Consider the following 25,367-nt stretch of genomic DNA (forward strand, 5'->3'; position numbering starts at 1 on the left):
CCGTGCCTTTTGAATGACAAATTGTCGCTCTGGGTGGCGCGCAGCGTCGACCGGTCCGCCGTTCGTTAGAACGGCGGAACCTCTAGAGCAGGGTGACGCTAAAGGAACGGGTGTCGGTAGCGCCTGGCGCCAGCGTAATGGCGTTGACCTTGTGCTCAAAGACGTCGTCCTCGGTGTCCATGGTAGTGTGGCCGGTCCAAGGCTCGAGCGCCACAAACGGAGCGTCGTTGGCGGCAGACCACACGCCGATGTACTTAAAGCCCTCAAAGTCGATCTTGACGCCATGGCCCGACTTGCGACCGCGCAGCGTGAGCGTGGAACCCGGGACATCGGTGAACATGATGGCATCGTTATCGAAGCTGCGGTGCGTGATGGGCAGCACGTCCGAGTTATCGGGAGCCTTGTAGCTACCCTCGAACGTCATAAGACCGTCGGGCGTGATGATGGGGGCCTCGTTAGTCCAAGCCTCGGTAAACGCCAGCTCGTAATCCTCGAATGCCTCGTCCTCGGCACCGGGGGCGGGCACGTTAAATGCGGGGTGGCCGCCCACCGAGAACGGCAGGTCCACGTCGCCGGTATTGGTGACGGCAAAGGTCTGGGTAAGCGTGGCGTCACCAGTCAGGGCATAGGTCATGTTGAGCTTAAAGTGGAACGGGAACGCCTTGAGCGACTCGGGCGTGTCAGTGATCTCGTACGTTACCGAGGAGCCGTCCTCCGAAACCTCGACCAACTTGTGCTCGACGATGCGAGCGAGTCCATGGCGCGGCATCTCGCAGGTGCCGGCCGCAGATGTCGCCATGTTGTTGCGCAGCGATCCCACGATGGGGAACAGAATGGGCGCGTGCTTGCCCCAAAAGGCCGGGTCGCCCTGCCACAGATACTCGTTGCCGTTGAGGGCAAGGCTCGTGAGCTGGGCGCCCATGGAATCGATGGCCGCGGTGAGGCCGCCGCGCTTGATGGTAGTGACGGTGGACATGCTACTTCCTCCAATAGTAAACAACGGTGTCGAGGGCTATTGTCCCACTCTTGGCGGCGGGGTTGAGCGACAGGTGCAGTTATTGAGCAATAGCGTAAAGGTCAAACCCGCCCTGCGGCGTGCTATCGACCGTATCGGGCGCCTGTGAATTAAAACTCACCGGAACCATGCGCTTTGAGGCACGGTAACGCGTGCCGTCGGTGGCGACGGGCGGCTCATCGACCGTGAGCTCGTAGTCGCCGGGCTTGAGCTCGATGCCGTCACCTTCGGAATTGACGTATTGGTACTCGTCGATCGCTTGCCCCTTGAGCGTGCGACCCACGATATGGACGAGCATCTGGCTGTCGCCGCGCGCGGTGTCCCACGTCGCGCCGTCCTTGACCTCGACCGATACATGCACCGAGCGCGTGCGGCTGAGCGATTGTTCGACGGACATCTCGACCTTGGCGGCGTCTTTTCGTTGTTGTTCAACATGGCTCCAGACGTTTCCAATTACCGAGCATGCGATAACGCCGGCCATGAAGGCGATGAGGATGGGGCCGAGCGGAGAGCGACGGCCCGCGTCCTCCTCGCGAGCCAGGTCGGGGCGACGTGTGGGCGCGGGTGCTTGGGCACCCTGCGAGGGCACGTCGAGAATGCTGAAGGATGCCGTACTGCCGGGGTCGATGTTATGGCGCGGCTGCGGGATCTTGGCCGGCGAGATGGACATGTCCGCCGGCTCACCGAGTGTGGCCGTGGCATCGACCTTAGCTTCATCGGCCTCGGCTTGGGCCCAAGCCTGCTCAAAGGTCAGGGGCTCGGCGGCATCGGAGGCGGCGTCAGGCTCGACAGCAGCATCGTTGCCGGCCTCGTCCTCGTCGCTCGACACGTCACGCGGCGCGGGCTCGTCCCACTCCTCGTCCGGAGCCTCGCCCTCGCTATACCACCATTCAAAGTTATCGATATCCATACGGGGCGCCCCTTAAGCCTCGCAAATAAACACTTGCCAGCCTTATACCCCCAGATGGCACGGGAGCTCGCCGGCACAGACAGGAAAAGCGTCACAACATTCGACGCTTTTCCTCGTTTTCGAGATTTTCATCAAATGTTGTGACGGTTTGGGCAGCAGCCACACCACGAATGTGACAAAGGGACTGTCCCTTTGTCACATCTGGAGGGTAACAGGGATTTGGATGCAGCAAAAGTCCTCTTGGTGGGACTCGTCGTAGCTCGTGGTATCGAGGTAGCAAAAGTCGAAAGCGTTGCCAACGGGCTGGAGCGCGTGCTCGTCCATGCAGGCAACGATGGCGCGGATGCCCTCGGGCTCGTACGGCATACCCCAGCGGCTCATGCACAGGTATGTGCCCTCGGGCAGCACTTCGATGCCGATCTCTGCCAGCTCGGCGGGATCGCTCGGCAGCAGTTCCTCGGCACCGCGCGGCAGCACGGCAAAGGAGCCCGCGCCGGCGATAGGGTCGTCGGAATGCAGCGCCTCACGACGCAGCATGGCACCCCAGCCGCGCATAGGGCGCGTGCCCGTCAACGCACGCATGCGCAGGATGGCCCGCATGAGCGTGGGGTGAAGCATCGAGCGGCCGCGCTCGATATCGCCTGGAAACTCCTCAAAGACCACGTAGCGACGCTCAAACTGCTTGAGCTCCGGCCTGCCCTCGCGCTCGCGCCAGTAAACCGCCTCGTCGTAAAAGTTCAGGCGCTCCTGCACGCTCGCGCGCTCGGCTTTGAGGCCGGCGATCTGTTCATCGAGCGCTTGCACCCGCGAGCGCAGGTGATCGGTCATCTCGCCAATGTCGAACGTCGAGGTCAGGCGGTCATTCTCGTCGAGTTCGAGCCCTAGGTCGCGCAGCATGCAGATCAGACGCATGAGCGGGATCTGCGTGGGCGAATAGAAACGGTAGCCCTTTTCGTTCACCACGGCGGGCTTAAACAGACCGATCTTGTCGTAGTAGATGAGCGTTTGGCGCGAAACATTGAACAAGCTCGCCATCTCGCTAATCGCATACATGCCCGTCTGCATAGATCCTCCCGACACATCCTTTGACGCGAAAAGCCCGCCGCCCACAGGGGCAGCGGGCTCAAACACTCCTCGTATCCTACCCTAAAGACGCCTATGACCAGCGCTTATAGTTTGCACATGACACGCCGACGGCCTCGAGCGCCTTGGCGGCGATGTGATGCACCGCGTCATCGAGCGTGGCGGGGCCGTTGTAAAACGTGAGCATGGGCGGCATGAGCATGACGCCCGGTACGCGCGCCAGGCGCGCCATGTTGTCGACATGAATGGCGCTGAAGGGCGTCTCGCGCACCATGAGCACCAGGCGGCGCTGCTCTTTCATCTGCACGTCGGCCGCACGCAGCAACAGATTGTCGCTGTAGCCGCTCGCGATGCCGGCGAGCGTCTTCATGGAGCACGGGGCCACGATCATGCCGTCGACCGGATAGGTGCCGCTTGCGATGGCGGCGCCGATGTTCTTGTTGTCGTAGACCACATCGGCATGCGTGGCAAACTCGTCGAGCGTCATGCCGAGCTCCTGCTCGATGGTGATCTCTCCCCCGCGCGTGACGACAAGCGCCGACTCGGCACCGGCCTGACGCAGGCATTTGAGGCACTCAAGGCCCAGCGCGGCACCGCTGGCGCCAGACACGCCAACGACAATGCGACGGGGACGGACAGAAGACTCAGGCATGACAACTCCTAACAACAAAATGGCAGCTATAGGTCGGGCAATGTCAGCGAGCGCGCGTCTGGCGAGGCAAGGTGCCCCGAAACAAGAAGGCATAGGGCTTATGCCCATGCCTTCGCAGTTGAGGGGCAGATTGCCCGCCAGGCGCGGGCGCAGCGTCGAGTGGTCCGGCGTTCGGTAGAACGCCGGAACCTTAGAAAGCAATCTCCTTGGCCCACTTGTCTGTGTCGATCTCCATGAACTGCGAGCGAATGAAATTCTTCTTGAGGTCGAACGGAACCGTGCAGTCGAAGATGGCCTTGCAGGCGATGCCGTGCTCGCGAATCGTGGGGTCGAACGCAGGGTCGTTGGACGGGTCGAGCACGTGGCAGTGGCAGCCGGGGATGGTGATGAGGTCGACGTCGGCCTGGAAGCGCGCGGTCATGGCCCACATCACGTCGCTCATATCAAAGATGTCGACATCCTCGTCAACCAAGATCACATGCTTGAGCTCGGAGAATGCCGAGAAGGCGAGCATGGCGGCGTTGCGCTGACGGCCCTCGTCATTTTTGCTCGACTTCTTAAACTGCATGATGGCAACGAACTTGCCGCCGCCGCAGGGTGCAGCGTGGACGTTGAGCAGGCGGCCCGGGATAGCGGTCTCGACCATCTTGTAGATGGAAGCCTCGGTGGGGATACCGGCCATGGACACGTGCTCGTGCGAAGGGCCGATGCAGCTCTCCATAATGGGGTTGACACGCGTGGTGACGGCGGTGATCTTGATCACCGGGCAGACCTTGGCGCCACCGGTGTAACCGGGGAACTCGGGCATGGCGTAGCCGTGGCCGTTGACGTCCTCGTTGATGGTCTCGTCGTGCATGAGGTAGCCCTCGAGCACGTACTCGGCATTGGCGATGCACTTCTGCGGAACGGTAACGCAGTCGGCGAGCTCGACGGCATGGCCGCGCAGGGCGCCGGCGATCTGAAGCTCGTTAAAGCCGAGCGGCGTGGTAGGAGCCTCAAAGCCGCAGCACATGTACACGGCGGGGTCCAAGCCGATGGAGATGGAGATGGGCATGTCCTCGCCGCGCTGGCAGTACTCGTCAAAAAAGGCGCCAAGGTGACGGCTGCCCGGGGTGATCCACATGGCGAGCTTGTCCTTGTCGACGCAGGAGAAGCGGTGGATGGTCACGTCGGACTGGGAGCCGTCGGGGCTCGTGCCGTAGGCGAGGCCCATGGTGATGTAGGGGCCGCCGTCGACGGGCGTGTTGGTGGGAGCGGGGACGATCTTGCGCAGGTCAAAGCCCTCGTCGGTCGCCTTGTACACGACCTCCTGGCAGTCGACGTGCGCACCCTCGGCAATCTGCTCGGGCGCGATCAGGTTCTCAAAGCGCTTGCCGATCTCGAGGCCCAGGTGCTCCTCGTCCAGGTCGAGCAGGGCGGCAACGCGCTTGCGGCTGGCAAGCATGCCGATGCAGACCTTGGCGTCGTCAAAGCACTTGACGTTGTTGAAGACCATCGCCGGACCCTCTTTGGTCGGACGCATAACGGTGCCGCCGGCACCGACGTGGCGATAGACACCCGAGACCTCGGCGTCCGGGTCGACCTGGGTGTCGGTCTCGAGCAGCTGGCCCGGCATCTCGCGCAAAAAGTCGAGTGCGGAGCGCAGGTCGTGGATCTGGGAAGCATCGGTAGTGGACATAGCGTGCTCCTTTCGGGAGAGTGCCCGACGGCGAGGATGCCGCCGGGCTTGGTAACGTAATGGGGCCGCAGCGCTCATAGATGGGGCGCTCGGGCACTCGCAGTTCAAGCACTCGACTAATTACAGCCAAGCACTCGACTGCTTACATCAGGCCAAAGAGGTGGAACCAGGCGGCCTCGACCAGCACGACGATAAAGACGACCGCGGTGAGGGGAATACCCATGCGCATGGCCTCTTAGGAGGTGTAGCCGCCGGCGTCCTTGCCCTCGCCGATAAGGATCGGCAGGTTGTGGAACGGCAGGATGTAGTGGATGTTGATGGACGTGAAGACGATGAGCGCCACGGCAAGCGGGCTTACGCTGGAGCCGGCCGCGAAGCTGATGAACGCCGGCACGCACACACCGAGCACGGCCATGACCGAGCCCATGAACATGTGGATGATCATGGAGAGCGCGGCGACGAGCAGGGCGAACAGGAAGATGTTCTCGGGCACGGAGCTGGGAAGCACGACGTCGGCGATCCAGGCGTTCATGCCGGTGGCGCCGCCCACGGAACCCACGGCCATGGCGGCCGTCAGGAACATGAGGGACTTGATGTCGACAGCGTTCCAGCTGGCAGGAGTGAGAACCTCGCCGATGACGGGCATGGCGAGCGCGACACCGATGGCAAGTGTCACCCAGCCGATGTAATCGCCCGAGACGGTAAGCCACAGCGCGATGGCGATGACAAGCCACACGATGGTGCGGATCTCCTTGACGGAGAGCTTGCCGAGCGCGGCCTGCTTGGCCACGATCTGCTCGCGATCGTAAACGAGCTCCTTGCTGGGCTTAAAGAGGAAGAGGCCCAGGAACAGGGTGCACAGCAGCGCGACCAGCATAGGCACGCTCATGTACAGGAACCAGTCGACGAAGGACGGGCTCATGCCGCCGGCCTCGGCGCTGTACTGCGCGACGAGCGGGTTGAGTGTGGAGTCGCCCGTCAGGAAGAACATGGAGCCCGGGGCAGCAGCGGCAAACACGAGGAAGCCGAGCTTACCCTTGTCGTCGTCACCGTAGCCGGCGGACTCGGCGATGACCGAGACGACGGCGAGGATGAGGAAGGCGCGGGGGAACGGATGCGGGATCAGCAGCGACAGCACAAAGGTGAGCGCGAAGATCGAGATGATGAGCGACTTGGCGTCGCGCACGAACTTGAGCATAAACGCATAGGCGATGCGCTCGCCCAGGCCTGACTCCTTGACCGCGCTGGCGATGAGGTAGGCACCAATGACGAGCCACATGGTGGCTTTGGTCCACGAGCTAAACGTGGAGGCGACCGTCGCCGAGATGCTCGCGGCACCCGTGTCGTCCACGCACACCTTGAACAGAACGAGCAGCGCGCAATAGAGCAGGCCCACAAAGCCCGGCTGTGCCACGCCACACGCCCAGAACACCACCGTGGCGAGCGTCAACGCCAGACAGGTCTGACCGCCGACCGTAAGCTCGACCGTCGAGCTCAGCTCCGCCAAAGGAAGAAACTTCACCAGCAAAAAGACAACGATACCCAGCACAAAGCCAATTTCGCGCTTGGTGATCTTAAACGCCTTCTTTTCCGCTTCCATCTCCCCACCTTTCTTGTTGGGGGCGCTCCGGATTCGCGGCCACGTTGCCACTTAAAAAGGGGCGCCCGTTATCGGACACCCCTTACGTTGCGCTGTGTTGTGGCAATACAGTCAAGCGGGATTTTTGGATGAGAAGCGATCCTCTGGACAAAAAGCGTCACAACATTCGACGCTTTTCCTCGATTTCGAGATTTTCATCGAATGTTGTGACGGTTTGGATGTGGCAAAGGGACTGTCTTTTGTTTCACATAGCGAGATCCGTACGGATGGATGGGTCGCTGAGGGCCTCGCGGAGCCAGGGGGCCAGCTGCTCGGGGTGACCCTGCAGGTAGCCTTTAAGCTCGGACGGGGCCACGCGGCGCACTTCCGAGATCTCCTCTTGGTTGATATGCAGCTCGCCCGGCTCAACATGGGCAAGGTAGACCTCGCACCATTCGCACTCGCAGCGGCCGTCGCCGTGGTCCTCGCGGTAGGTCACGTGACCGAGGTGTTTGAGCTGGTCGGGTGCGCGCGTGATGCCGAGCTCTTCGTTGATGCGGCGCGCCGTCGCGGCGACAACGTCCTCCCCGGGGAGCGGATGGCCGGCACAGCTATCGGCCAGCACCCCGCCCCACAGGCGTTTGAGCGGACTGCGACGACAGAGCAGCAGGCGTGCGTCTTCGCCCTGGCCCTCGACCAGAAGCGTCAGAAATGCCTGATGCAGAATGCCCTCACCGGCATGGGCATCGATGCGGTCGACGGGGCCAAGCGTCTCGCCGGTCGTGGCATTGACCGCCACGACCTCGGCGCCCGCGCCGCCCTCATCCCAGCCGGCGCGCAGAATGCGGGCTGCGGCCTCCTCGAGCGCGGCGATGAGTTCCTTGGTGGTATCGAGCATGCGCCGCAAGTCGTCCGCGGTCGCGTTCTCCACATGAAAACCCGTGCTTGCAACTACCGGCACGCCAAAGCGCGTGGCCAGCGCCGCCGCAATATCGTGCGCCGGGATCTCGTCTCGATGACACGGAACGGCCAGGATGCTCACCGTCGCCGTACGGCCGGGCTCGGGGCGAGGAATGGCCTGCGCCGTGGCGCCCAGGTGCGCAAACTCCGGCGAGCAGGCGTACACCGCCATGCCTCGCGGCGTCACCGTCAACTGGGCCTCGAGCGCAAACTTGCCCTCGCCCACTACAACCTTTGTCGTGTGCATACCCATGGGATCTCCTGTCGCCCGCAATGTACCTGAGACCATCTTCGCCTGTATTGCGACTATACAGGCAAGCGCAGCCTGCGACAAAGGAGGCAGGCACCTGACACATTCTGTTAGAGTTGCAGGGATTGAATCCCGCTTATTCATGCGACATTGGAGTGACAACCTTGACCGCCGCAACCACGCCTAAAAGTAAGTCAACCGCCGCCGCGCTCTCCCCCGCGCGCACCAGGCTCTGCCTGGCGCTGCTCGTGCTGCTGGGATTCTCGCTCGGCTGCTCCGAGTTCGTGGTCATCGGCATCGAAAGTGACTTGGCGACGGAACTCGGCATATCGCTTGCCGCTGCGGGCCAGCTCATCAGCGTTTTTGCACTGGTCTACGCCATCGCGACGCCGGTGCTTGCGCTCAGCACGGGGCGCTTCCGTCGTTACCAGCTGCTCGTGTGCTACAGCATTATCTTTGTGCTCGGCAATCTGGTCATGGCGTTGGCGCCCAACTTCCAGGTACTGTTTATCTCGCGCATTGTCCTGGGATCCGTCTCGGGCGCACTGCTCGCCGTGGGCGTGACGTACATCCCCGAGCTGCTGTCCCCGCAGCAAACTTCGCTTGCCATCTCGGTCGTGTACGGCGCGTTTTCCGTGGCGATGGTCTTTGTGACCTCGATTGGCAAGTTTGTGGCCGACACGCTCGACTGGCACGTGGCCATGTACGGTACGCTGACCTTTGCCGTTTTGATCTGCGGAGCGCTCGTGGCGTTTATGCCGCGCGCCGGACAGACCGACGAACCCGCTACCTTCCGCGAGCAGGCGGGTCTGCTACGCGAACCGAGCATCATCACCGGCATGCTCATCTTTTTGTTTGGCGTGGGATCGGTCTATGTGTTCTACGGCTACGTGACGCCTTATCTTGAGCAGGTGCTGGGCATGGGCACTGTTCAGGCAAGCACCACGCTTATGGCCTACGGCGTGTTCTGCCTGGTCTCGAACATCTTGGGCGGATGGATCGACGCGCGCTTTGGCATGAAGGCGCTGCTTGTGACGTTTGTGCTGCAAGCTGCGGCGTTACTCGGGCTGTTTGCCGTGGGCGACACCATGCCGCTCGCGCTGGTCTTTGTCTTTAGCCTAGCGCTGCTCATGTACCTGTTCTCGGTGTCATGCATCACGCACTTTATGGACGTGGCGCGCAGCCGCCATCCCAAATCGATGGTACTCGCGAGCTCGGTAGAACCCATGGCGTTTAACGTCGGCATTTCGTTTGGCACCGCAGTGGGCGGCGCCGTGGTGAGCAGCGTTGGCATTGCCTACGTTGGCGCGGTTGGTGCCGCGTTCTCGCTTGTGGCCTGGGCGCTTACGCTGGTGACGATTAAGCTGGCTCGCTGGGAGCGCAAGCGGGCGAGGGCGTAAGCGCAGATGCGATACTCGAGCTCGATGATGGCGATCGAAAGGAAACCGCATATGCAACGTGTACTGTTTATCTGTCATGGGAACATCTGCCGCTCGACGATGGCTGAGTCGGTGTTTACCGAGCTCGTGCGCCGCGCTGGGCGCGAGGCGGAGTTTGTCATCGATTCCGCAGCGACCTCAACTGAGGAGATCGGCAACCCGCCGCATCATGGCACGGTCGCCAAGCTGCGCGAAGTCGGGATTCCCGTCGTTGCGCACCGTGCCCGCCAGGTGCGTCGAGCAGAGTATGGCAACTGGGACCACATTGTCTATATGGATGCTGAGAACGCGCGTGGCCTGCGTCGCATCTTTGGCGACGACCCCGACGGCAAGATTACGCGCTTGCTCGATTGGACCGGACGCCCCGGCGACGTGGCCGATCCCTGGTACACCGGCAATTTCGATGCCACCTACCGCGACGTGCTCGCCGGTTGCGCCGCTATGCTCGAGCAGCTGTAGGAAAGCGAGGTCGCAGGCCACGCCTTCGGCGCGAAACGAGCGTGGATAATCTCCCGCATGAAAAATGAGCGTGGATTTTCTCCCACTTTGAGCATTCAAGTGCGCTCTAAACGGGAGAAAATCCACGCTCACCTATTCGTCGACGATCTCGGCAAGCCAGACGTTGAGGGTGTCGACCTCGGGGCAGCAGAACTTTGCTGTGCCGGGCTCGTTGCCAGGCACGGCGCCTCCATAGCGCAGGATATCGATGTAGGGAAAGCCCACATGGCAGGCCATGGCGCACATCTTGCCCCGGTCGCGATCGAAATCAAAGACGTCGCCCGGCTTGTGACCATGGTGGCAGCGACACGCACCAAGCTGGTCCACGCAGCTCACGCGGATACGCGGACGCTTGCCACGCGGCGCGCCGAGCGGCTTGTTCTCGTCGGCGGACCCGGCGGCGCCCTCGCCGGCGTTACTCATGGTCGATCACATCCAGGCATGCCTCGATGGGAAGGCCGGCCGACTTGTCCTCTTGGTCGGCATTGCGCTCGATAAGCTCAGCCACCACACGCATGGCATCGGACGTCGCGCGCTGCAGACTCCAACCTGCCATAACGCGGCCGACGAGCACCGCCGAGAACGTGTCGCCCGTGCCCGGGAAATAGACCGGAATGAGCTCAAAGGGAATCGTGAAGTACTCCCCCGCTACATGGTCGTAACCGATAACCGCGTTCGTGCCATTGACCACGGCGCTCGTAATGACCACCGACTTGGCACCCAACTCGCGCACGGCGTCCACAAGGGCGCGGGCCTCATCGGGCGTAATTTGCTCTGCAATAGGTGTATCGGTGAGCAGACAGGCCTCGGTGTAGTTGGGAACCGCGTAATCGGCGCACTCCAGCAGGTGCCGCATAAGGCCAATCGTGGACTCGGGCACGCCCGCATAGAGCTTGCCGTTGTCGCCCATGATGGGGTCGACGAACACCTTGGTGCCCTTTTGCGCGCGGCGGTGGCAAAAGTCCGAGATGATGCGCGTCTCTTCCTCGGTCACGATAAAGCCGGTCGAGATGGCGTCGAACTCAAAGCCGAGCTCCTCCCAGATAGCGAGGCTTTGGCGCACATACTCGGTGGTGTCGTGGATGTAGAACTTGGGGTAGTTGAGCGTGTCGGAAACGAGCGCCGTCGGCAAGTTATGGATACGGTAGCCCATGTGCGACAGCACCGGCAGCATGGCGGAAAGCGCGACCTTGCCGTAGCCGCACATATCGTTAATCAGCAGCAGCTGAGTATTCTTCATGAGGGTCTCCCTTGGGTCGGGCGTGACGCGGCGGCGCCATAGTGCGACTAAGTGTAGCGCAGGGGACGTTGTGAGCGGAGGCGAGCGGTGCGAAGTGCAAATTGTTGCGGAGAGGTTTCGGAAAATGATCCCTTTTCCTCCGTCCCCAAGAGATCACATGCGCCGAAGCGGACCGTGGCGGAATCACAGATTGCCGCTTAGGAGCGTTTGCAGCATCGAGCGGTTACGGCGTTTGGTAAAACGCCGTAACTTAATAAGTTTGGTACCTTGACATTTATTTCTTGCACTCCTAAATTAGTTAGGCACAAAACAATTGCACTACCTAACTAAAGAAAGGAGCGACACCATGTGCGATGACCACATCGGCCTCTGCCCCCACACGCCGGGCGGCGACCCCCATGAACCCGCAGATGCGCCCGCGGCACAGTCCCAATCAGACGCGCTCGCCAAGCACATCCTAAACGGGCTGGGCTTCTGCGGCCACTTTCTGCACTTTCACGGCGGCGGCGCCTCGGGAAAGGCCCCCATCGTCTGCTTGCTCGCCAAGCAGCCAAACGGCGAGATGTCACAGCAGGAACTAGGCCTGCACTTTGATCTTAAGCCCGGTTCGCTTTCCGAGATTCTCTCCAAGATCGAATGCGCCGGCCTTATCGAGCGCAGCCGCAATCCCAAAGACCGGCGGCAGCTCACCATTCGCCTGACCGAAGCGGGATGGGAAAAGGCCCACGTAGAGCAGGCGGCCCGCATTCGCTTTAGAGAGCAGGCCTTTAGCGCGCTCACCCACGACGAGCGCGAGGACCTCGCCGAAATGCTCGATAAAATCCGCGTAACCTGGGAGGAACTGGATGATTAAAACCCTCATGGGCAGCATCCGCGACTATATGAAAGTCACCGTTGCCACGCCGTTGCTCGTGCTTGGCGAGGTGCTCTGCGAGATGCTGATTCCATTCATCACCGCCAACCTGATCGACGCTATCAAAGACGGCGCCACCGTAGCCGAGATGCTTCCCACCGCAGGCTTTTTGGTGCTCATCGCGCTGACGTCGCTTGCTTTTGGCGCCGCGGCCGGCGTCACCTGCAGCCATGCGAGCTGCGGGTTCGCCAAGAACCTGCGTCACGACCTGTTCTACAAGATCCAGACGTTCAGCTTTGCCAACATCGATGAGTTCTCGAGTTCCTCACTCGTCACGCGTCTGACCACCGACATCAACAACGTTCAGCAGGCCTTTATGATGATCATCCGTATCGCCGTGCGCGCGCCGCTGGTCTTGATCTTCGCCTTTACCATGGCATTTATCATGGGCGGCAGCGTCGCCATGGTCTACCTGGTCATCATTCCGCTGCTGGGCTTTGGACTGTTCTTTATCATCTTTAAGGTGCGCCCCATCTTCTCGCGCGTGTTCCACAAGTACGATGCCCTTAACGAGTCCGTCGAGGAAAACGTCACCGGCATGCGCGTGGTCAAGAGCTATGTGCGCGAAGACTTTGAGAAGGAGAAGTTCGCGGCCGCCGCGCGCGACGTCCAGATGGACTTCACCCGCGCCGAGAAGCTGCTCGCCTTTAACAACCCCATGATGAACATCTGCGTCAACGGCGCGTTTGTCGTCATCATCTACCTGGGCTCCAAGCTCATCATCACGAGCCAGGGTACGCTGTTCGACGTGGGCCAGCTCTCCTCGACCTTTACCTATGGTTTCCAGATTCTCATGAGCCTGATGCAGCTGTCGATGATCTTTGTCATGGTGACCATGGCCGACGAATCGGCACACCGCATTGCCGAGGTGCTGGCCGCCGAGCCCACGATCGCCAATCCCGCCGAGCCCGTGCTCGAGGTTGCCGACGGTTCCATCGACTTTGACCACGTGAGCTTTAAGTATTCCGCGCATGCGAAGCGCCAGGCGCTCGACGATATCGACCTGCACATTACGAGCGGCGAGACCATCGGCATCATCGGCGGCACCGGCTCGGCCAAGTCCACGCTCGTCAACCTCATCGCCCGCCTGTACGACACCACCGAAGGCGCTGTGCGCGTGGGCGGCGTGGACGTGCGCGACTACGACCTGGACGCGCTGCGTCACCAGGTCGCCATGGTGCTGCAGAAAAACGTGCTGTTTAGCGGCACCATCGCCGAGAACCTGCGTTGGGGCGACCCGAACGCCACCGACGAGGAAGTCCGCGAGGCAGCGCATCTGGCCTGCGCCGACGAGTTTGTCGACGGTTTCCCCAAGGGCTACGACACCTGGATCGAACAGGGCGGCTCTAATGTTTCGGGCGGTCAGAAGCAGCGCCTGTGCATTGCACGCGCCCTGCTACGTCGCCCCAAGATCTTGATCCTGGACGACTCCACCAGCGCCGTCGACACCAAGACCGACGCTAAGATTCGCGCAGGACTGGCAAGCTATCTGCCCAACACGACCAAGCTCATCATCGCCCAGCGCATCAGCTCCGTGCAGGACGCAGACCGCATCATTGTCATGGAGGGCGGCCGCATCGCACAGATCGGCAACCATGACGAGCTACTCAAGACGAGCGAGATCTACCGCGAGACCTTTACCTCGCAAAACAAGATGTCTGCCGAGGGCGAAGGGGCCGTCGAGGCCGACACCGAGGCATCCGCAACGCAAGCTCAGACCCAGGAAGGAGGCGAGGCCCATGAGTAAGGCAACGACCGCCGAGCGCGCGCTCAACCGCAAGGGCGGCACCATGTCGCGCCTCATCAAGACGCTCTTTGGCTTCTATCCCGTGCTTTTGCCCCTCGTCGTCGCCGGCGTGGTGCTCTGCGCCATCATCAACTCCATCGGCGCGACCTTCCTGCAGAGCGCCCTGCAAATTATTGGCGAATCGTGGCAGTCGGGCGATTGGGAAGCCGCGCAGCCCAAGATCGCACAGCTCGTGACCACCCTCGCCTGCATCTACGGCGTCGGCGTCCTGTCCTCGCTCTTCTGGAACCGCGCCATGGCTATCGTCACGCAGGGCTCGCTCGAGAAGCTGCGCGAGATGATGTTCAACCGCATGCAGGACCTGCCGATCCGCTACTTCGACACGCACCAGCGCGGCGATATCATGAGCCACTACACCAACGACATCGACACGCTGCGTCAGATGATCAGCCAGTCGCTGCCCAACCTGCTCATGACGATCATCATCATCGTCACGGTGTTCTTTATCATGCTGTACTACAGCGTGTGGATGTGCTTGGTCATCATCGCCGGCGTCGCCTTTATGACCTTTATGACCAAGCTGCTCGGATCCAACTCCGCGCGCTTCTTCATTGCGCAGCAGACCGAGCTCGGCGTGGTCGAGGGCCATATCGAGGAGGTCATGAACGGCCAGAAGGTCGTCAAGGCGTTCTGCCACGAGTCTGCCGCCGAGGCCGATTTTGACGAGCGCAACGAAAAGCTCTTCGAGGTCTCCCAGAAGGCCAACATGTACGCCAACATCCTCATGCCCATCCTTATGAACCTGGGCAACCTGCTCTACGTGCTGGTCGCACTGGCGGGCGGCATTTTCCTGGCGCTGGGCGTGCCCAACCTGAGTATCTCGGGCATGGCGCTGTCCATCGCCGTCGTGGTGCCGTTCCTCAACATGACCAAGCAGTTCTGCGGACAGATCGGCCAGATCTCGCAGCAGATCAACGCCGTGGTCATGGGCCTCGCCGGCGCCGACCGCATCTTTGAGCTCATCGACGAGAAGCCCGAGGCCGACGAAGGCTACGTGACGCTCGTCAACGCACAGGTAAACCCCGAGACTTGGGAGTTCGAGGAGGCTGACCACCACACCGGCATGTGGGCATGGAAACATCCGCACCGCGCAACCGGCGAGATCGAGTACGTGCCGCTGCGCGGCGATCTGGTTATGGACAACGTGGACTTTGGTTACACGCCCGACCACGAGGTGCTGCACGGCGTGTCTGTGTTTGCCAAGCCGGGCCAGAAGGTCGCGTTTGTCGGCGCAACCGGTGCCGGCAAGACGACCATCACCAACCTCATCAACCGCTTCTACGACATCGCCGACGGCAAGATCCGCTACGACGGCATCAACGTCAACAAGATCCGCAAGGCCGACCTGCGCCGAAGCCTGGGCGTCGTGCTGCAGGACGTGAACCTGTTCACCGGCACCGTGATGGATAACATCCGCTACGGCAACCTAGACGCCACCGACGAGGAGTGCATCGCGGCGGCAAAGCTCGCGGGCGCGGACGACTTTATCACCCGCCTACCCGACGGCTATGACACCATGCTCACCGGCAACGGCGCCCAGCTGTCGCAGGGCCAGCGCCAGCTGATTTCGATCGCCCGCGCTGCCGTCGCCGATCCGCCGGCAATGATCCTGGACGAAGCAACGAGTTCCATCGACACCCGCACCGAGGCCATCGTGCAGGCGGGCATGGACAAGCTCATGGAGGGCCGCACGACGTTTGTCATCGCGCACCGCTTGTCCACCGTGCGCAACTCCGACGCGATCATCTGTCTGGATCACGGCCGCATCATCGAGCGCGGCAACCACGACGAACTGATCGCCAAGCGCGGGTATTACTACCAGCTCTACACCGGAGCGTTTGAGCTGGAGTAGTTCGGCTCGCCGAGATGGCCGATTTGCCGCTCATTCGTCGGGCATGACCCTAAGGTCAATGCCCTCCTCTTTCGGGGCAAATCGACTCATCTCAACGACCCAATCACAATGCACCGCAACGAATAAAGCCTCCGCAACCACACGAGCTGCGGAGGCTTTTCTATGCCCTCTGTTGCAAGCTTACCGTTGCTCGCGTTGCGGCCCGGCCGCCTCGGCCGTCTTTATGCGGTTCTTGTCGATGTACATGTTTTTGTCGGCCTGGGAAAAGAGCTCGCGCATCGTAGGCGGTTCATCAAAATCACTGGAAAGCGCGTAGCCCACCGCATAGCTGATAGGCATGTCGGGGTGAGCCTCAGAATACTTGTTCACGTTCGCACGAACCCGAGCGAGACAGGACTCCACGGCAGCTCGATCGGCATCCCACAGCACCGCGATAAACTCATCGCCACCGTCGCGGCCCACAAAGCAGGTCTCGGACGCCACGCACCCCAGCTGCCGGGCAAAAGAACGGATGTATTCGTCGCCCTTCTCGTGGCCGAAGTTGTTATTGACCGTATGCAGATTGTTAAGGTCGAAGACGCACACCGCAACGGGCGCCTCCGCGGAGACAGGCTGCTCCTGCGCCAAGATCTCCTCGCACTTGTTCTTGTTGGGCAGTCCCGTGGCTTCGTCGAGATAGACTTTGTTCTGCAGCTCGCGATTGAGTGCGGCAGCGCGCACCGCGCGAACAAGTTCGACCGCAAAGGTCGCCACCAAGCCCACGATGTCGATGATCACCAAGCCCTCGAGATAGTTGAGCGCCGACGCCTTCTCCTGAGAGTAGTCCTCTGCGAGTCGCGTAGCATCGTCGCAAATGCCAAAGAATTCCTCGCTCATGGCAATGATGTCGGTGTTCTCGTAGCCGACTTCGCGCACACGGGCGATCTCGGTGCGAAGCTTGTCAAAATAGCTCGCAAGTTCGGTCATCTTTGCCTGATACTCATCGTCATCCAGACGGACGAGATTGAGGTCGTCGCTTCCGTAGCGCAAACCATTAATGTATGAATCCACAGCCTTGAGCAGGTCGTCTTGTGGCTGGCCCGCGTCCTCGAGTTTAACGATTCGCTGCGTGGTGCCGCGCACCAGGCCGGCATAATTGACCACGCGTGCCGTGCCTTGGATGTCGGAGACGAGCAGCATGACATTGATGAAGAAAAAGATGAGAACCGCCGTGAGCGCCATCATGAGAAGGCGCACCGCCTGGCTGGCCTTCTTGGCGACAAAAGTATTCACAAGCTCACTCCCCAAAATGGCAAAAGCTCTGGTGGCACGCAGTGTGCTGAAATTCACGTGGGGTCAGCTCTACCATATGGGCCAAGAGCCTCGAACTTAATCCAGTCTTTGGAGCGGAGCTTTGGGAGCGACTCGACCGCACCTCGTTTTGTGTGGGTGTTTTGGCTGGCAGGAGCTGCATATTATTCGTATAATTTATCGTAAGTTCCCGTACATCGATTGGAGCCTTATATGCCTGCCATTAAGCCTGTTTCCGATTTACGCAATTACAACGAGGTGCTCTCCGATGTCCACGAGGGCTCCCCGGTGTTCCTGACCAAAAACGGGCACGGTTGCTACGCGGTGCTCGACATGAAAGATTACGACCGGTTTTGCGCCATCAGCACGCTGATGTCGGAGCTTGAGCGCGGGCGCAGCTCGGGAGATGAGAGCGGATGGGTCTCGTCGGACAACGTCGCCGAGCACTTCCGCCGCAAGGCCGCAAGCCATGCATAGCTGCGAGGTCGTCTACTCTCCGCTGGCTCTGCAAGATCTCGACGACATCTGGGACTACATTGCCCTCGAACAGGATAATCCCGCAGCAGCGGAGAGAATCGTAGAGGGCATCCTCGCTCGGATAGACCTGCTCTCCAGCTTCCCAGAGTCGGGTACGCCACTATCTTCAATCTATCCCCTGCGCTCCGATTACCGGTTCGTGGTCTGTGACAACTATCTCGCGTTTTACCGTTTTCACCAGAAGGTCTATATCGACCGCGTCCTCCACAGAAAGCGCGATTACCTGCAGGTGCTGCTTGCCGAATAAACAGGCCCCGATATAATTCGACCCCTTATCCGGGACCATGCCCGATGCAGCTAAAAAAGCCCCGTCCCAAATGAGCTAGAGGAGTTGGGCCATGGCGTTGACGAATTTTTGTACTTGGAGGGTTGGCTCGAGCGGATAGTGCAAAAAAACCGGCACCTCGCGGCCGCATAGGAACGGCACGCCCACAAAGGCCGGGTGCACACCCGACCACGCCCCGCAAGTGAGCACCGCGTCGCCCTTTTCCTCGGCTTCGTTAAAGAGCGCAAAGTCGAAGCTATCCACGTCGATCACGTCCACGCCGCCGTCGGCCAAAAGGTCAATGCGCAGGCTGTCCATGGCGTCGTTGCCGTGGCGCAGTACGCGCAGACGCATACCCTCCAAGTCGGCGATCGAAATACGGTTCTTGCGTGCCAGCGGGCTCGTGCGCGGCAGGTCGATATAAAACGGCACGTTGACAATGCGGAGCTTTTGGCAGGCATCACCCCAGCGCGGGGTCGAAAAACTCGACTGCACCACATCCACCTCGCGCCCCAGACCGCGCATGACGGTCTCGCGCTCATCGTAAAGGTCCCCCACCGGCACAATCTCAAAACGCAAGCGCGGCTCCATGTCGTGCACCTGCGGCCACAGCGCGAGCGTGTGGCGCCCCGGGCACATCATCGATACGCCCAGGCGCACCGCACCGCCATCGCCCGCCGCTCGCCGGGCGCGGCGCAACGCATCCTCGGATTGGCGCATGATCGAGCGCGCGTCGTCCACCAACAGCGCGCCCGCCGGCGTCACCTTGACGCCCGAGTGCGAGCGCTCGAACAACGTGATGCCAAACTCGGCCTCGAACCCCGACACCTGTTTGACGAGCGCCGGGGTCGACACGCGCAGCTTTGCCGCGGCACGCGAGAAACTTCCCAGCTCCGCGGCGGCCGAAATAGCGTCAAGTCGTCGATCGTACACGTCAATCTCCCGTTTTCGCACGCGCGGGCCCACAGCGCCGCAGGGGGTCGTTTTCGCAGGTCACACGCTCAATTGAGAACAAACCTCAATGCACAGTGTAAACCTACGGTTAACGCCATTCTAACAAATATGCAATTCACCTGCACGAACGCTAAGCATACGATAACCAGCGAAAACCACGTGGGTCGGTTAATGGGAGCGACCCACTGGGAGGCACAAGAAGGGAAGTTCCTATGAGCAATTGGCTTAAGCTCGAGGGCGATGTCTGCGCCGTGACCGGCGCACTCGGCGGCATGGGCGTCGAGATTTGCCGCGAGTTCGCCCGCAACGGCGCCAACGTCGTCCTGCTCGATCTGGACGAGGAAAAGGTCAAGGCCGCAGCTGCCGACCTCGCCGCCGAGTTTGGCATCCACGCCGAGGGTTACAAGATGAACGCCACCGACGAGGCCGAGGTTCAGGCCGCCGTCGACGCCACCATCGCCAACTTCGGCCGCGTCGACGTCCTCGTCAACACCGCCGGCATCCTGCGCTTCGCCGCTATGGAGGACCTGCCGCTGAGCGACTGGGAGCAGGTACTCAACGTCAACCTCACCGGCTACTTCATCACCTCGCAGCGCTTTGGTCGCGAGATGATCAAGGCCGGCCAGGGCCGCCTGGTGCACATCTCGACCGTCGCCAGCCACTCCCCCGAGACGTTCTCGGGCGTGTACAGCTCCACCAAGGCCGGCGTCAACATGATGTCCAAGATGCTGGCAGCCGAGTGGGGCCCTTACGGCGTGCGCTCCAACTGCGTCGAGCCCTGCTTTGTTAAGACCCCCATGTCGGCGAGCTTTTACGCCGACCCCGAGGTCGAGAAGAGCCGCAGCCGCCTCATCGCCACGCGCCGCATCGGCGAGGTCAGCGATATCGCCAACGCCGTCATGTTCCTGGCGTCCAAGCGCTCGGACTTTACCACCGGCGACGCCATCAAGGTCGATGGCGGCTTCTCCAACATGATGGGCGACCTCACCGCCAAGCCCGGCGGCCGCCGCGCCTTTGCCGACAACTACCTTAAGAACAAGGGTGTCGAGCTTTGGTCCGACGAGTCCGGCGTCGCAAAGCCGACTGACCAGTAAAGCAGCCCGACAGGGAGGACCCGCGGACACGCCTGTTCCTCCCCCGTATCGATTAGAAAGAGTCCAATGGCTTCCACCAACTCCAACAAGGGTCGCGCCGTCGTGCTTTCCGCCGCGTGCGTCACCATGTTCTTCATCAGCTCCATCGCGCTGTATTCCGTCGTGAGCAAGAACCTGCTCGCCGTCTACCCCGAGTGGTCCAGCGCTCTTACCTGGGCCTTCCCGGTCTTTCAGACCATCATGGCCGTGACGGGCATCTTCGCCGGCCGCATCTCCGATAAGATCGGCCCGCGCAACGTCGTGATCGCTGCCGCCGTGTGCTACGGCGTGGGCTGGTTCATGTCCGGCACCGTCACCGAGCCGTGGCAGTTCTACCTGTGGTTCTCGCTCGTCGCCGCCATCGGCAACGGCCTGGGCTACAACCCCGCGCTCACCACCGGCCAAAAGTGGTTCATCGACAAAAAGGGCCTCGCCTCCGGCATCACCCTGGCCGCTTCGACCGCCGGCCCCGCCGTGCTGTCCCCGGTGCTCGCCTCGCTGCTCATCCCGAGCCTGGGCATCTTTGGCGCCCTCAAGGCACTCGGCGTCATCTTCTTTGTAATGATTGCCGCCTCCGCCCTGTTCCTGAAGGCTCCCGAAGCCGGCTGGCTGCCCGAGGGCTTCGAGGCCCCCAAGGGCGGCGCACATGCCGGCACCTTCGGCGACCTCACCCCGGGCGAGATGGTCAAGACCCCGCGCTTCTGGGTCCTCATCATCACCTTCGCCTTTGCTGCCACTGCAGGCACCCTGCTCGTGGGCAAGGTTGCCTCCATCGCCGCCGTCCAGCTCTTCACCGACCCCACGAGCGCCGCGGCCGTCGCCCTCGGCGGTGTGGTGGTCTCCGTCAACACCTGCGCCAACCTGGTCGGCCGTCTGTCCTTTGGCCAGATCATCGACAAGCTCGGCGCCTACAAGTCGCTGCTCATCAGCCTTGTCGTCACCATCGTCGCGCTCGTCATCATGTCGATAAGCTTTACGCAGAGCATGTTCTTTGTGGCGCTCGCCCTGCTCGGCTTTAGCTTTGGCGCCCTGCTCGTCATCTACCCGCCGCTTACCGGTGGCGCCTTTGGTACCAGCAACATCGGCGTCAACTACGGCATCATGTTTTTGGGCTACGCCGCTTCTACCTGGATCAGCCAGCCCATCACTGCCGTGCTGTATCACGCTGAGGCCGGCAGCGCCGCCTACCAGCAGTCCTTCTACGGCGCCATCGTGATCGCCGCCATCGCCGTCGTGCTCACCGTCTACATGATGGTCTCCGACAGCAAGAAGAAGTCCGCCTAGTTTTACCGATGCGACAAAGGGACAGTCCCTTTGTCGCATTCCACCGCCACCAGTATTAAGGAGTCGAAATGTCTGAGCTCAACCCCGTCCGCATTGCCGTCATCGGCGCCGGCGCCATGGGCCGCAACCACATCCGCTTTGTCACCGAGGAGCCCGAGGCCGAGCTCGTCGCCATCGCCGACGCCTTTGAGGGCGCCCGCGCCACGGCCGAGGCCGCCGGCGTGCCGTTCTTCACCGATCCCGCCCAGATGATGGACGAGGTCAAGCCCGAGGCCGTCATCATCGCCACCCCCAACGACCTGCACCTGGGCGTTGCCCGCGAGGCCATCAAGCGCAACATCGTGCCGCTGGTCGAAAAGCCGATCTCCAACGATCTCGAGGATGCCCAGGCCTTTGCCGCCGAGGCCGAGACCGCCGGTGTGCCCGTGCTCGTGGGTCAGCACCGTCGCCACAACCCGTTTGTGAACAAGGCCAAGGAGATCATCGAGTCCGGCGAGCTGGGCAAGCTCACCGTGTCGAGCTTCCACTACATGATCTATAAGAACGACGAGTACTTCGATGTCGAGTGGCGCCGCAAGAAGGGTGCCGGCCCGATCCTGGTCAACCTGGTGCACGACGTCGACCTGCTCCGCTACCTGCTGGGCGAGCCCGTTGCCGTCCAGGGTATGCAGTCCAGCGCCGCCCGCGGTTTTGAGACCGAGGACTCCGCCGTGGTCAACGTCCGCTTTGCCGATGGCGCGCTCGCGAGCATGACCATCTCCGACGCCACCGCCAGCCCCTGGAACTGGGAAGCAACCGCTCGCGAGGATCCGCAGTACCGCCCCTTCGACGCCGATGCTTACTTTATCGGCGGCACCAAGGGTGCCCTGTCGCTGCCCCGCCTGCACCAGTTCTCCTACGACGGCGCCTCTAACTGGCACAAGCCGCTGCAGATGGAGATCCCGGCCGTCGACCCGGCACTGCCGCACAAGATGCAGCTCAAGCACTTTGTGAAGGTTGTCCGCCGCGAGGTCGAGCCCGTCGTGACGCCCGCCGACAACGTCAAGACGCTCACGCTGCTTAACGCCGTCAAGGAAGCCGCCGAGACCGGCCAGCTCGTCGAGCTGTAATGCCTTAAGAGCGGCCGCGGCAAACTCACCGCCGAGCGCCTTGGCCCGCCGCCAACAAGCCCCCTCTTCTTTGCCCCGCGAGCAGCCTCCTGCCCGCGGGGCTTTTTGCTACTTCGCTGACGATTTTTCTGAGGCGGGGGGCCTTTTTGCGCCTCAGTTTGGTTCGTTCGCCACGAAATGGGCCTATCTACTACGTTTAACCGATCACCCTCAACCATACCGAATTTCGCGAAATAAAAACCGCAGGTAGACGGGTTGCCGATCTTCGGAAAACCCAGGCATGGTCAGCCCCTACGGGTAAAACGTAGTAGATAGGCCGTTTTTGTGGCGCGGCCCCAAAACAGTCTTTTGGGACGGGTGGTATCCTTGGTAGCCCTGTGCTGCAAATGCACCATAAACGCAAGGAGTTCCATGGATCTTATCGCGCAGCTCGCCCGCGAGCTCAACCTTAAGGCCGCCAACGTCGAGGCGGCCGTCAAGCTCATCGACGAGGGCAATACCATCCCCTTTATCTCGCGCTACCGTAAAGAGGCCACCGGCGGCATGGACGACGTCGCCCTGCGCGCACTCGACGAGCGCCTGTCCTACCTGCGCAATCTTGAGCAGCGCAAAGAGGACGTCGTCCTGCTCATCGACGCCCAGGGCAAGCTCACGCCCGAGCTCGAGCAGCAGATTCGCGAGGCCACACAGCTCCAGCGTGTCGAGGACCTCTACAAGCCCTATCGCAAAAAGCGCATGACCCGTGCGCAGAAGGCCCGCGAGGCAGGCCTGGAGCCGCTCGCCAATATGATCATCATGCAGGCTTCGGCCAAGGGCAGCGCGCTCGACGCCGCCGCGGCATACGTCAACGAACAGGCCGGCTTCGACACGCCCGAAAAGGCGCTCGCCGGTGCGGCGGACATCGTGGCCGAGACGGTGGCCGAGGACCCCGAGAACGTCGCCGACCTGCGCGCCTTTACGCAAAACACCGCCGACATCGTCGTCGAGGCCACCGACCCCGCCGAGAAGACCCCCTACGAGCCCTACTACAACTACGACGAACCCGTGCGCAAGATCCCCAACCACCGCATCCTTGCCATCGACCGCGGCGAGCGCGAGGGCAAGCTCCGCGTACGCGTCAACGTCGACGGCGCCGCCGCCACGGCACGCCTCGGTAGCCGTTGGCCCCGACGCCAGGGTGTCTTCGCCCCCGTCTTCGATGCCGCCATCGCCGACGGCTACAAGCGCCTCATGGCGCCCTCCCTTGAGCGCGAAGCCCGCACCAAGCTCACCGTCCGCGCCCAGACCGAGGCCATCAACGTCTTTGCCAAGAACCTCGAGGGCCTGCTCTCGGCACGCCCCGTGCGCGGCGCCCGCGTACTCGCGCTCGACCCGGGCTACCGCACCGGCTGCAAAGTCGCCGTCATGGACGAGACCGGCAAGCTACTCGACCACGGCGTGGTCTACCCCACCAAGCCGCGCCACGACGTCGCCGGCACCAAGCGCGAGCTCGCCCGCCTCGTCAAGAAAGACGGCGTCAACACCATCGTCATCGGCAACGGCACCGCCAGCCGCGAGACCGAGGAAGTCGTCTCGGAGTTCATCTCCGAGCAGGCGCCCAGCCTTCGCTACACCATCGTCAACGAGGCCGGCGCGTCGGTGTACTCCGCGTCCGAGCTCGCCAGCCAGGAATATCCCGACCTGGACGTCACCGTACGCGGCGCCATGAGCCTGGGCCGCCGCCTGCAGGACCCGCTGGCAGAGCTCGTCAAGATTCCGCCCCAGTCCATCGGCGTTGGCCAGTACCAGCACGACCTTGACCAGGCCGAGCTCTCGCGCACCCTGGGCCACGTGGTGGAAGACGTCGTCAACCGTGTGGGCGTCGACGTCAACACCGCGAGCGCAAGCCTGCTGGGCTATGTGTCGGGCATTACGCCAAGCGTAGCCAAAAACATCGTGGCCTACCGCGAGGAAAACGGCGCCTTTACCGATCGCCGCCAGCTCAAGAAGGTCCCCAAGCTGGGACCCAAGGCGTACCTCAACGCCGCAGGTTTCCTGCGCATCAGCGGCGGCAAGAACCCGCTCGACGCGACAAGCGTCCACCCCGAAAGCTACGAGGTGGCCACGGCCGTCCTGGAGCGCGCCGGCGTTGCGGCAAGCGAGCTCAGCCGCGGCGGCGTGCCCGACATCGAGCGCCGCCTGGGCAGCATCTCGACGCTGGCAAGCGACCTGGACTGCGGTACCCTCACGCTCATCGACATTGTCAACGAGCTCAAGAAGCCCGGCCGCGACCCGCGAGACGACGCGCCCGAGGTGGTCTTTAGCCGCTCGGCACTTTCCATCAACGACCTGGAACCCGGCATGGAGCTCAAGGGCACGGTGCGCAACGTCGTCGACTTTGGCGCCTTCGTCGACGTGGGCGTGCACCAGGACGGCCTCGTGCACATCTCCAAACTGGCCAACCGCTTCGTCAAGCACCCAAGCGACGTGGTGCGCGTCGGCGACACGGTCAAGGTGTGGGTCGAAAAGGTCGATCGCGACCGCAAGAAGATCTCCCTCACCATGGTGCAGGGGAAGTAAACCGCCAAGCAAGGGTCCCCCCTCTCGCGACGTGCAAAATCGCGAGTATTCTGCAAATTCCACCGTTCCGGATGCCCCTCAGAGACGAAAAAGCAAGAAACAGCCCCCGTTTTAGCGTCATCAGAGCCAAAACGGGGGCTGTTCCATGCTTCACCCAGCTGGTAAAAGCCTTTACCTTGCTGAATACTCTCAATTTTGCACGGCGCAGGCGGGGGTACCTTTGTCCACGGCAGGATACGGAAGCCTATCACCAACCTACCGGCAAGTTCGTGTCGGCAGCCCCGGCCTTTCCTTTGCCTAGCGCGACCCTCGCGAAGCGCGTGAGCGATAGGGAAAGGAAAGGCCGGGGCGAACAACCCA

At 61.9% G+C, this 25,367-nt stretch carries 22 protein-coding genes; 11 read left to right on the forward strand and 11 right to left on the reverse strand.

Translation table 11 applies throughout. From position 1 onward, the window contains the following. Positions 1-82: 82 nt before the first annotated feature. The 7 genes from DW233_RS05710 to DW233_RS05740 form a co-directional block, all read right to left on the reverse strand. The gene (locus DW233_RS05710) at positions 83-976 is read right to left on the reverse strand and encodes an aldose 1-epimerase family protein (RefSeq protein WP_118267180.1); all 894 of its coding nucleotides are present in this window, start codon (positions 974-976) and stop codon (positions 83-85) included. Positions 977-1,055: 79 nt separating this feature from the next. Further along, positions 1,056-1,925: a hypothetical protein gene (locus DW233_RS05715; RefSeq protein ID WP_117786765.1), complete on the reverse strand. Its 870-nt coding sequence runs from the start codon at positions 1,923-1,925 to the stop codon at positions 1,056-1,058. Positions 1,926-2,120: 195 nt separating this feature from the next. Continuing rightward, complete coding sequence (locus tag DW233_RS05720; protein ID WP_118267181.1) at positions 2,121-2,990, reverse strand: MerR family transcriptional regulator; 870 nt, start codon at positions 2,988-2,990, stop codon at positions 2,121-2,123. Between the two features lie 91 nt (positions 2,991-3,081). Beyond that, entirely contained in the window at positions 3,082-3,660 is a 579-nt protein-coding gene (locus DW233_RS05725) for a UbiX family flavin prenyltransferase (RefSeq protein ID WP_055252424.1), read from the reverse strand. Between the two features lie 190 nt (positions 3,661-3,850). After that, positions 3,851-5,338 carry a UbiD family decarboxylase gene (locus tag DW233_RS05730; protein WP_118267183.1) on the reverse strand — a complete coding sequence of 496 codons (1,488 nt, stop codon included), beginning with the start codon at positions 5,336-5,338 and terminating at the stop codon, positions 3,851-3,853. A 235-nt stretch (positions 5,339-5,573) separates the two neighbouring features. Then, positions 5,574-6,938, reverse strand: coding sequence for an SLC13 family permease (locus DW233_RS05735; protein ID WP_199574593.1), 1,365 nt, complete (start codon positions 6,936-6,938; stop codon positions 5,574-5,576). Between the two features lie 244 nt (positions 6,939-7,182). Next, complete coding sequence (locus tag DW233_RS05740) at positions 7,183-8,130, reverse strand: isopentenyl-diphosphate delta-isomerase (RefSeq protein ID WP_158567813.1); 948 nt, start codon at positions 8,128-8,130, stop codon at positions 7,183-7,185. A gap of 152 nt (positions 8,131-8,282) precedes the next feature. Here DW233_RS05740 and DW233_RS05745 point away from each other — a divergent pair, with 152 nt between their 5' ends. Beyond that, positions 8,283-9,527 carry an MFS transporter gene (locus DW233_RS05745; protein WP_233539654.1) on the forward strand — a complete coding sequence of 415 codons (1,245 nt, stop codon included), beginning with the start codon at positions 8,283-8,285 and terminating at the stop codon, positions 9,525-9,527. Positions 9,528-9,578: 51 nt separating this feature from the next. Then, positions 9,579-10,025: a low molecular weight protein-tyrosine-phosphatase gene (locus tag DW233_RS05750; RefSeq protein WP_199574594.1), complete on the forward strand. Its 447-nt coding sequence runs from the start codon at positions 9,579-9,581 to the stop codon at positions 10,023-10,025. 132 nt (positions 10,026-10,157) lie between these two features. Here DW233_RS05750 and DW233_RS05755 read toward each other — a convergent pair whose 3' ends face one another. After that, positions 10,158-10,487: a TIGR04076 family protein gene (locus tag DW233_RS05755; RefSeq protein WP_118267187.1), complete on the reverse strand. Its 330-nt coding sequence runs from the start codon at positions 10,485-10,487 to the stop codon at positions 10,158-10,160. Then, complete coding sequence (locus DW233_RS05760; protein WP_117843253.1) at positions 10,480-11,304, reverse strand: PfkB family carbohydrate kinase; 825 nt, start codon at positions 11,302-11,304, stop codon at positions 10,480-10,482. Before DW233_RS05760 ends, DW233_RS05755 begins: the two co-directional genes overlap by 8 nt. Positions 11,305-11,650: 346 nt before the next feature. Here DW233_RS05760 and DW233_RS05765 point away from each other — a divergent pair, with 346 nt between their 5' ends. From DW233_RS05765 to DW233_RS05775, 3 genes are read left to right on the forward strand one after another with little or no spacing between them, the layout of a single operon-like run. Continuing rightward, positions 11,651-12,157, forward strand: a complete 507-nt coding sequence (locus DW233_RS05765; protein WP_117655367.1) for a MarR family winged helix-turn-helix transcriptional regulator — start codon at positions 11,651-11,653, stop codon at positions 12,155-12,157. Further along, entirely contained in the window at positions 12,150-13,964 is a 1,815-nt protein-coding gene (locus DW233_RS05770) for an ABC transporter ATP-binding protein (RefSeq protein ID WP_118267189.1), read from the forward strand. Before DW233_RS05765 ends, DW233_RS05770 begins: the two co-directional genes overlap by 8 nt. Continuing rightward, the gene (locus DW233_RS05775) at positions 13,957-15,876 is read left to right on the forward strand and encodes an ABC transporter ATP-binding protein (protein WP_118267191.1); all 1,920 of its coding nucleotides are present in this window, start codon (positions 13,957-13,959) and stop codon (positions 15,874-15,876) included. The genes DW233_RS05770 and DW233_RS05775 overlap by 8 nt, the downstream gene beginning before the upstream one ends. 180 nt (positions 15,877-16,056) lie before the next feature. On the opposite strand, the gene DW233_RS05780 is transcribed toward DW233_RS05775, so the two are convergent. Continuing rightward, entirely contained in the window at positions 16,057-17,148 is a 1,092-nt protein-coding gene (locus DW233_RS05780; RefSeq protein ID WP_199574595.1) for a GGDEF domain-containing protein, read from the reverse strand. A gap of 231 nt (positions 17,149-17,379) precedes the next feature. Between DW233_RS05780 and DW233_RS05785 the strand changes: the two genes are divergently transcribed. Next, complete coding sequence (locus tag DW233_RS05785) at positions 17,380-17,643, forward strand: prevent-host-death protein (RefSeq protein ID WP_117773873.1); 264 nt, start codon at positions 17,380-17,382, stop codon at positions 17,641-17,643. Further along, positions 17,636-17,950, forward strand: coding sequence for a type II toxin-antitoxin system RelE/ParE family toxin (locus DW233_RS05790; RefSeq protein WP_158567814.1), 315 nt, complete (start codon positions 17,636-17,638; stop codon positions 17,948-17,950). The genes DW233_RS05785 and DW233_RS05790 overlap by 8 nt, the downstream gene beginning before the upstream one ends. A 75-nt stretch (positions 17,951-18,025) precedes the next feature. Here DW233_RS05790 and DW233_RS05795 read toward each other — a convergent pair whose 3' ends face one another. Beyond that, positions 18,026-18,901: a LysR family transcriptional regulator gene (locus DW233_RS05795; protein WP_233547954.1), complete on the reverse strand. Its 876-nt coding sequence runs from the start codon at positions 18,899-18,901 to the stop codon at positions 18,026-18,028. Between the two features lie 233 nt (positions 18,902-19,134). On the opposite strand from DW233_RS05795, the gene DW233_RS05800 reads away from it, so the two are divergent. The 4 genes from DW233_RS05800 (at position 19,135) to DW233_RS05815 (ending at position 25,007) form a co-directional block, all read left to right on the forward strand. Next, on the forward strand, positions 19,135-20,016 hold the full coding sequence (locus tag DW233_RS05800) for an SDR family NAD(P)-dependent oxidoreductase (protein ID WP_117734887.1): 882 nt from the start codon (positions 19,135-19,137) through the stop codon (positions 20,014-20,016). Positions 20,017-20,082: 66 nt separating this feature from the next. Then, positions 20,083-21,339, forward strand: coding sequence for an MFS transporter (locus tag DW233_RS05805; RefSeq protein WP_118267197.1), 1,257 nt, complete (start codon positions 20,083-20,085; stop codon positions 21,337-21,339). A 68-nt stretch (positions 21,340-21,407) separates the two neighbouring features. Further along, a complete protein-coding gene (locus DW233_RS05810) occupies positions 21,408-22,448 on the forward strand; it encodes a Gfo/Idh/MocA family protein (RefSeq protein ID WP_117637693.1) in 1,041 nt (346 codons plus the stop codon). Positions 22,449-22,859: 411 nt separating this feature from the next. Beyond that, complete coding sequence (locus DW233_RS05815) at positions 22,860-25,007, forward strand: Tex family protein (protein ID WP_118267198.1); 2,148 nt, start codon at positions 22,860-22,862, stop codon at positions 25,005-25,007. The last annotated feature ends 360 nt before the right edge of the window (positions 25,008-25,367 follow it).

It is taken from the genome of Collinsella sp. AM20-15AC, from assembly GCF_003471405.1.
Taxonomy (GTDB): domain Bacteria; phylum Actinomycetota; class Coriobacteriia; order Coriobacteriales; family Coriobacteriaceae; genus Collinsella.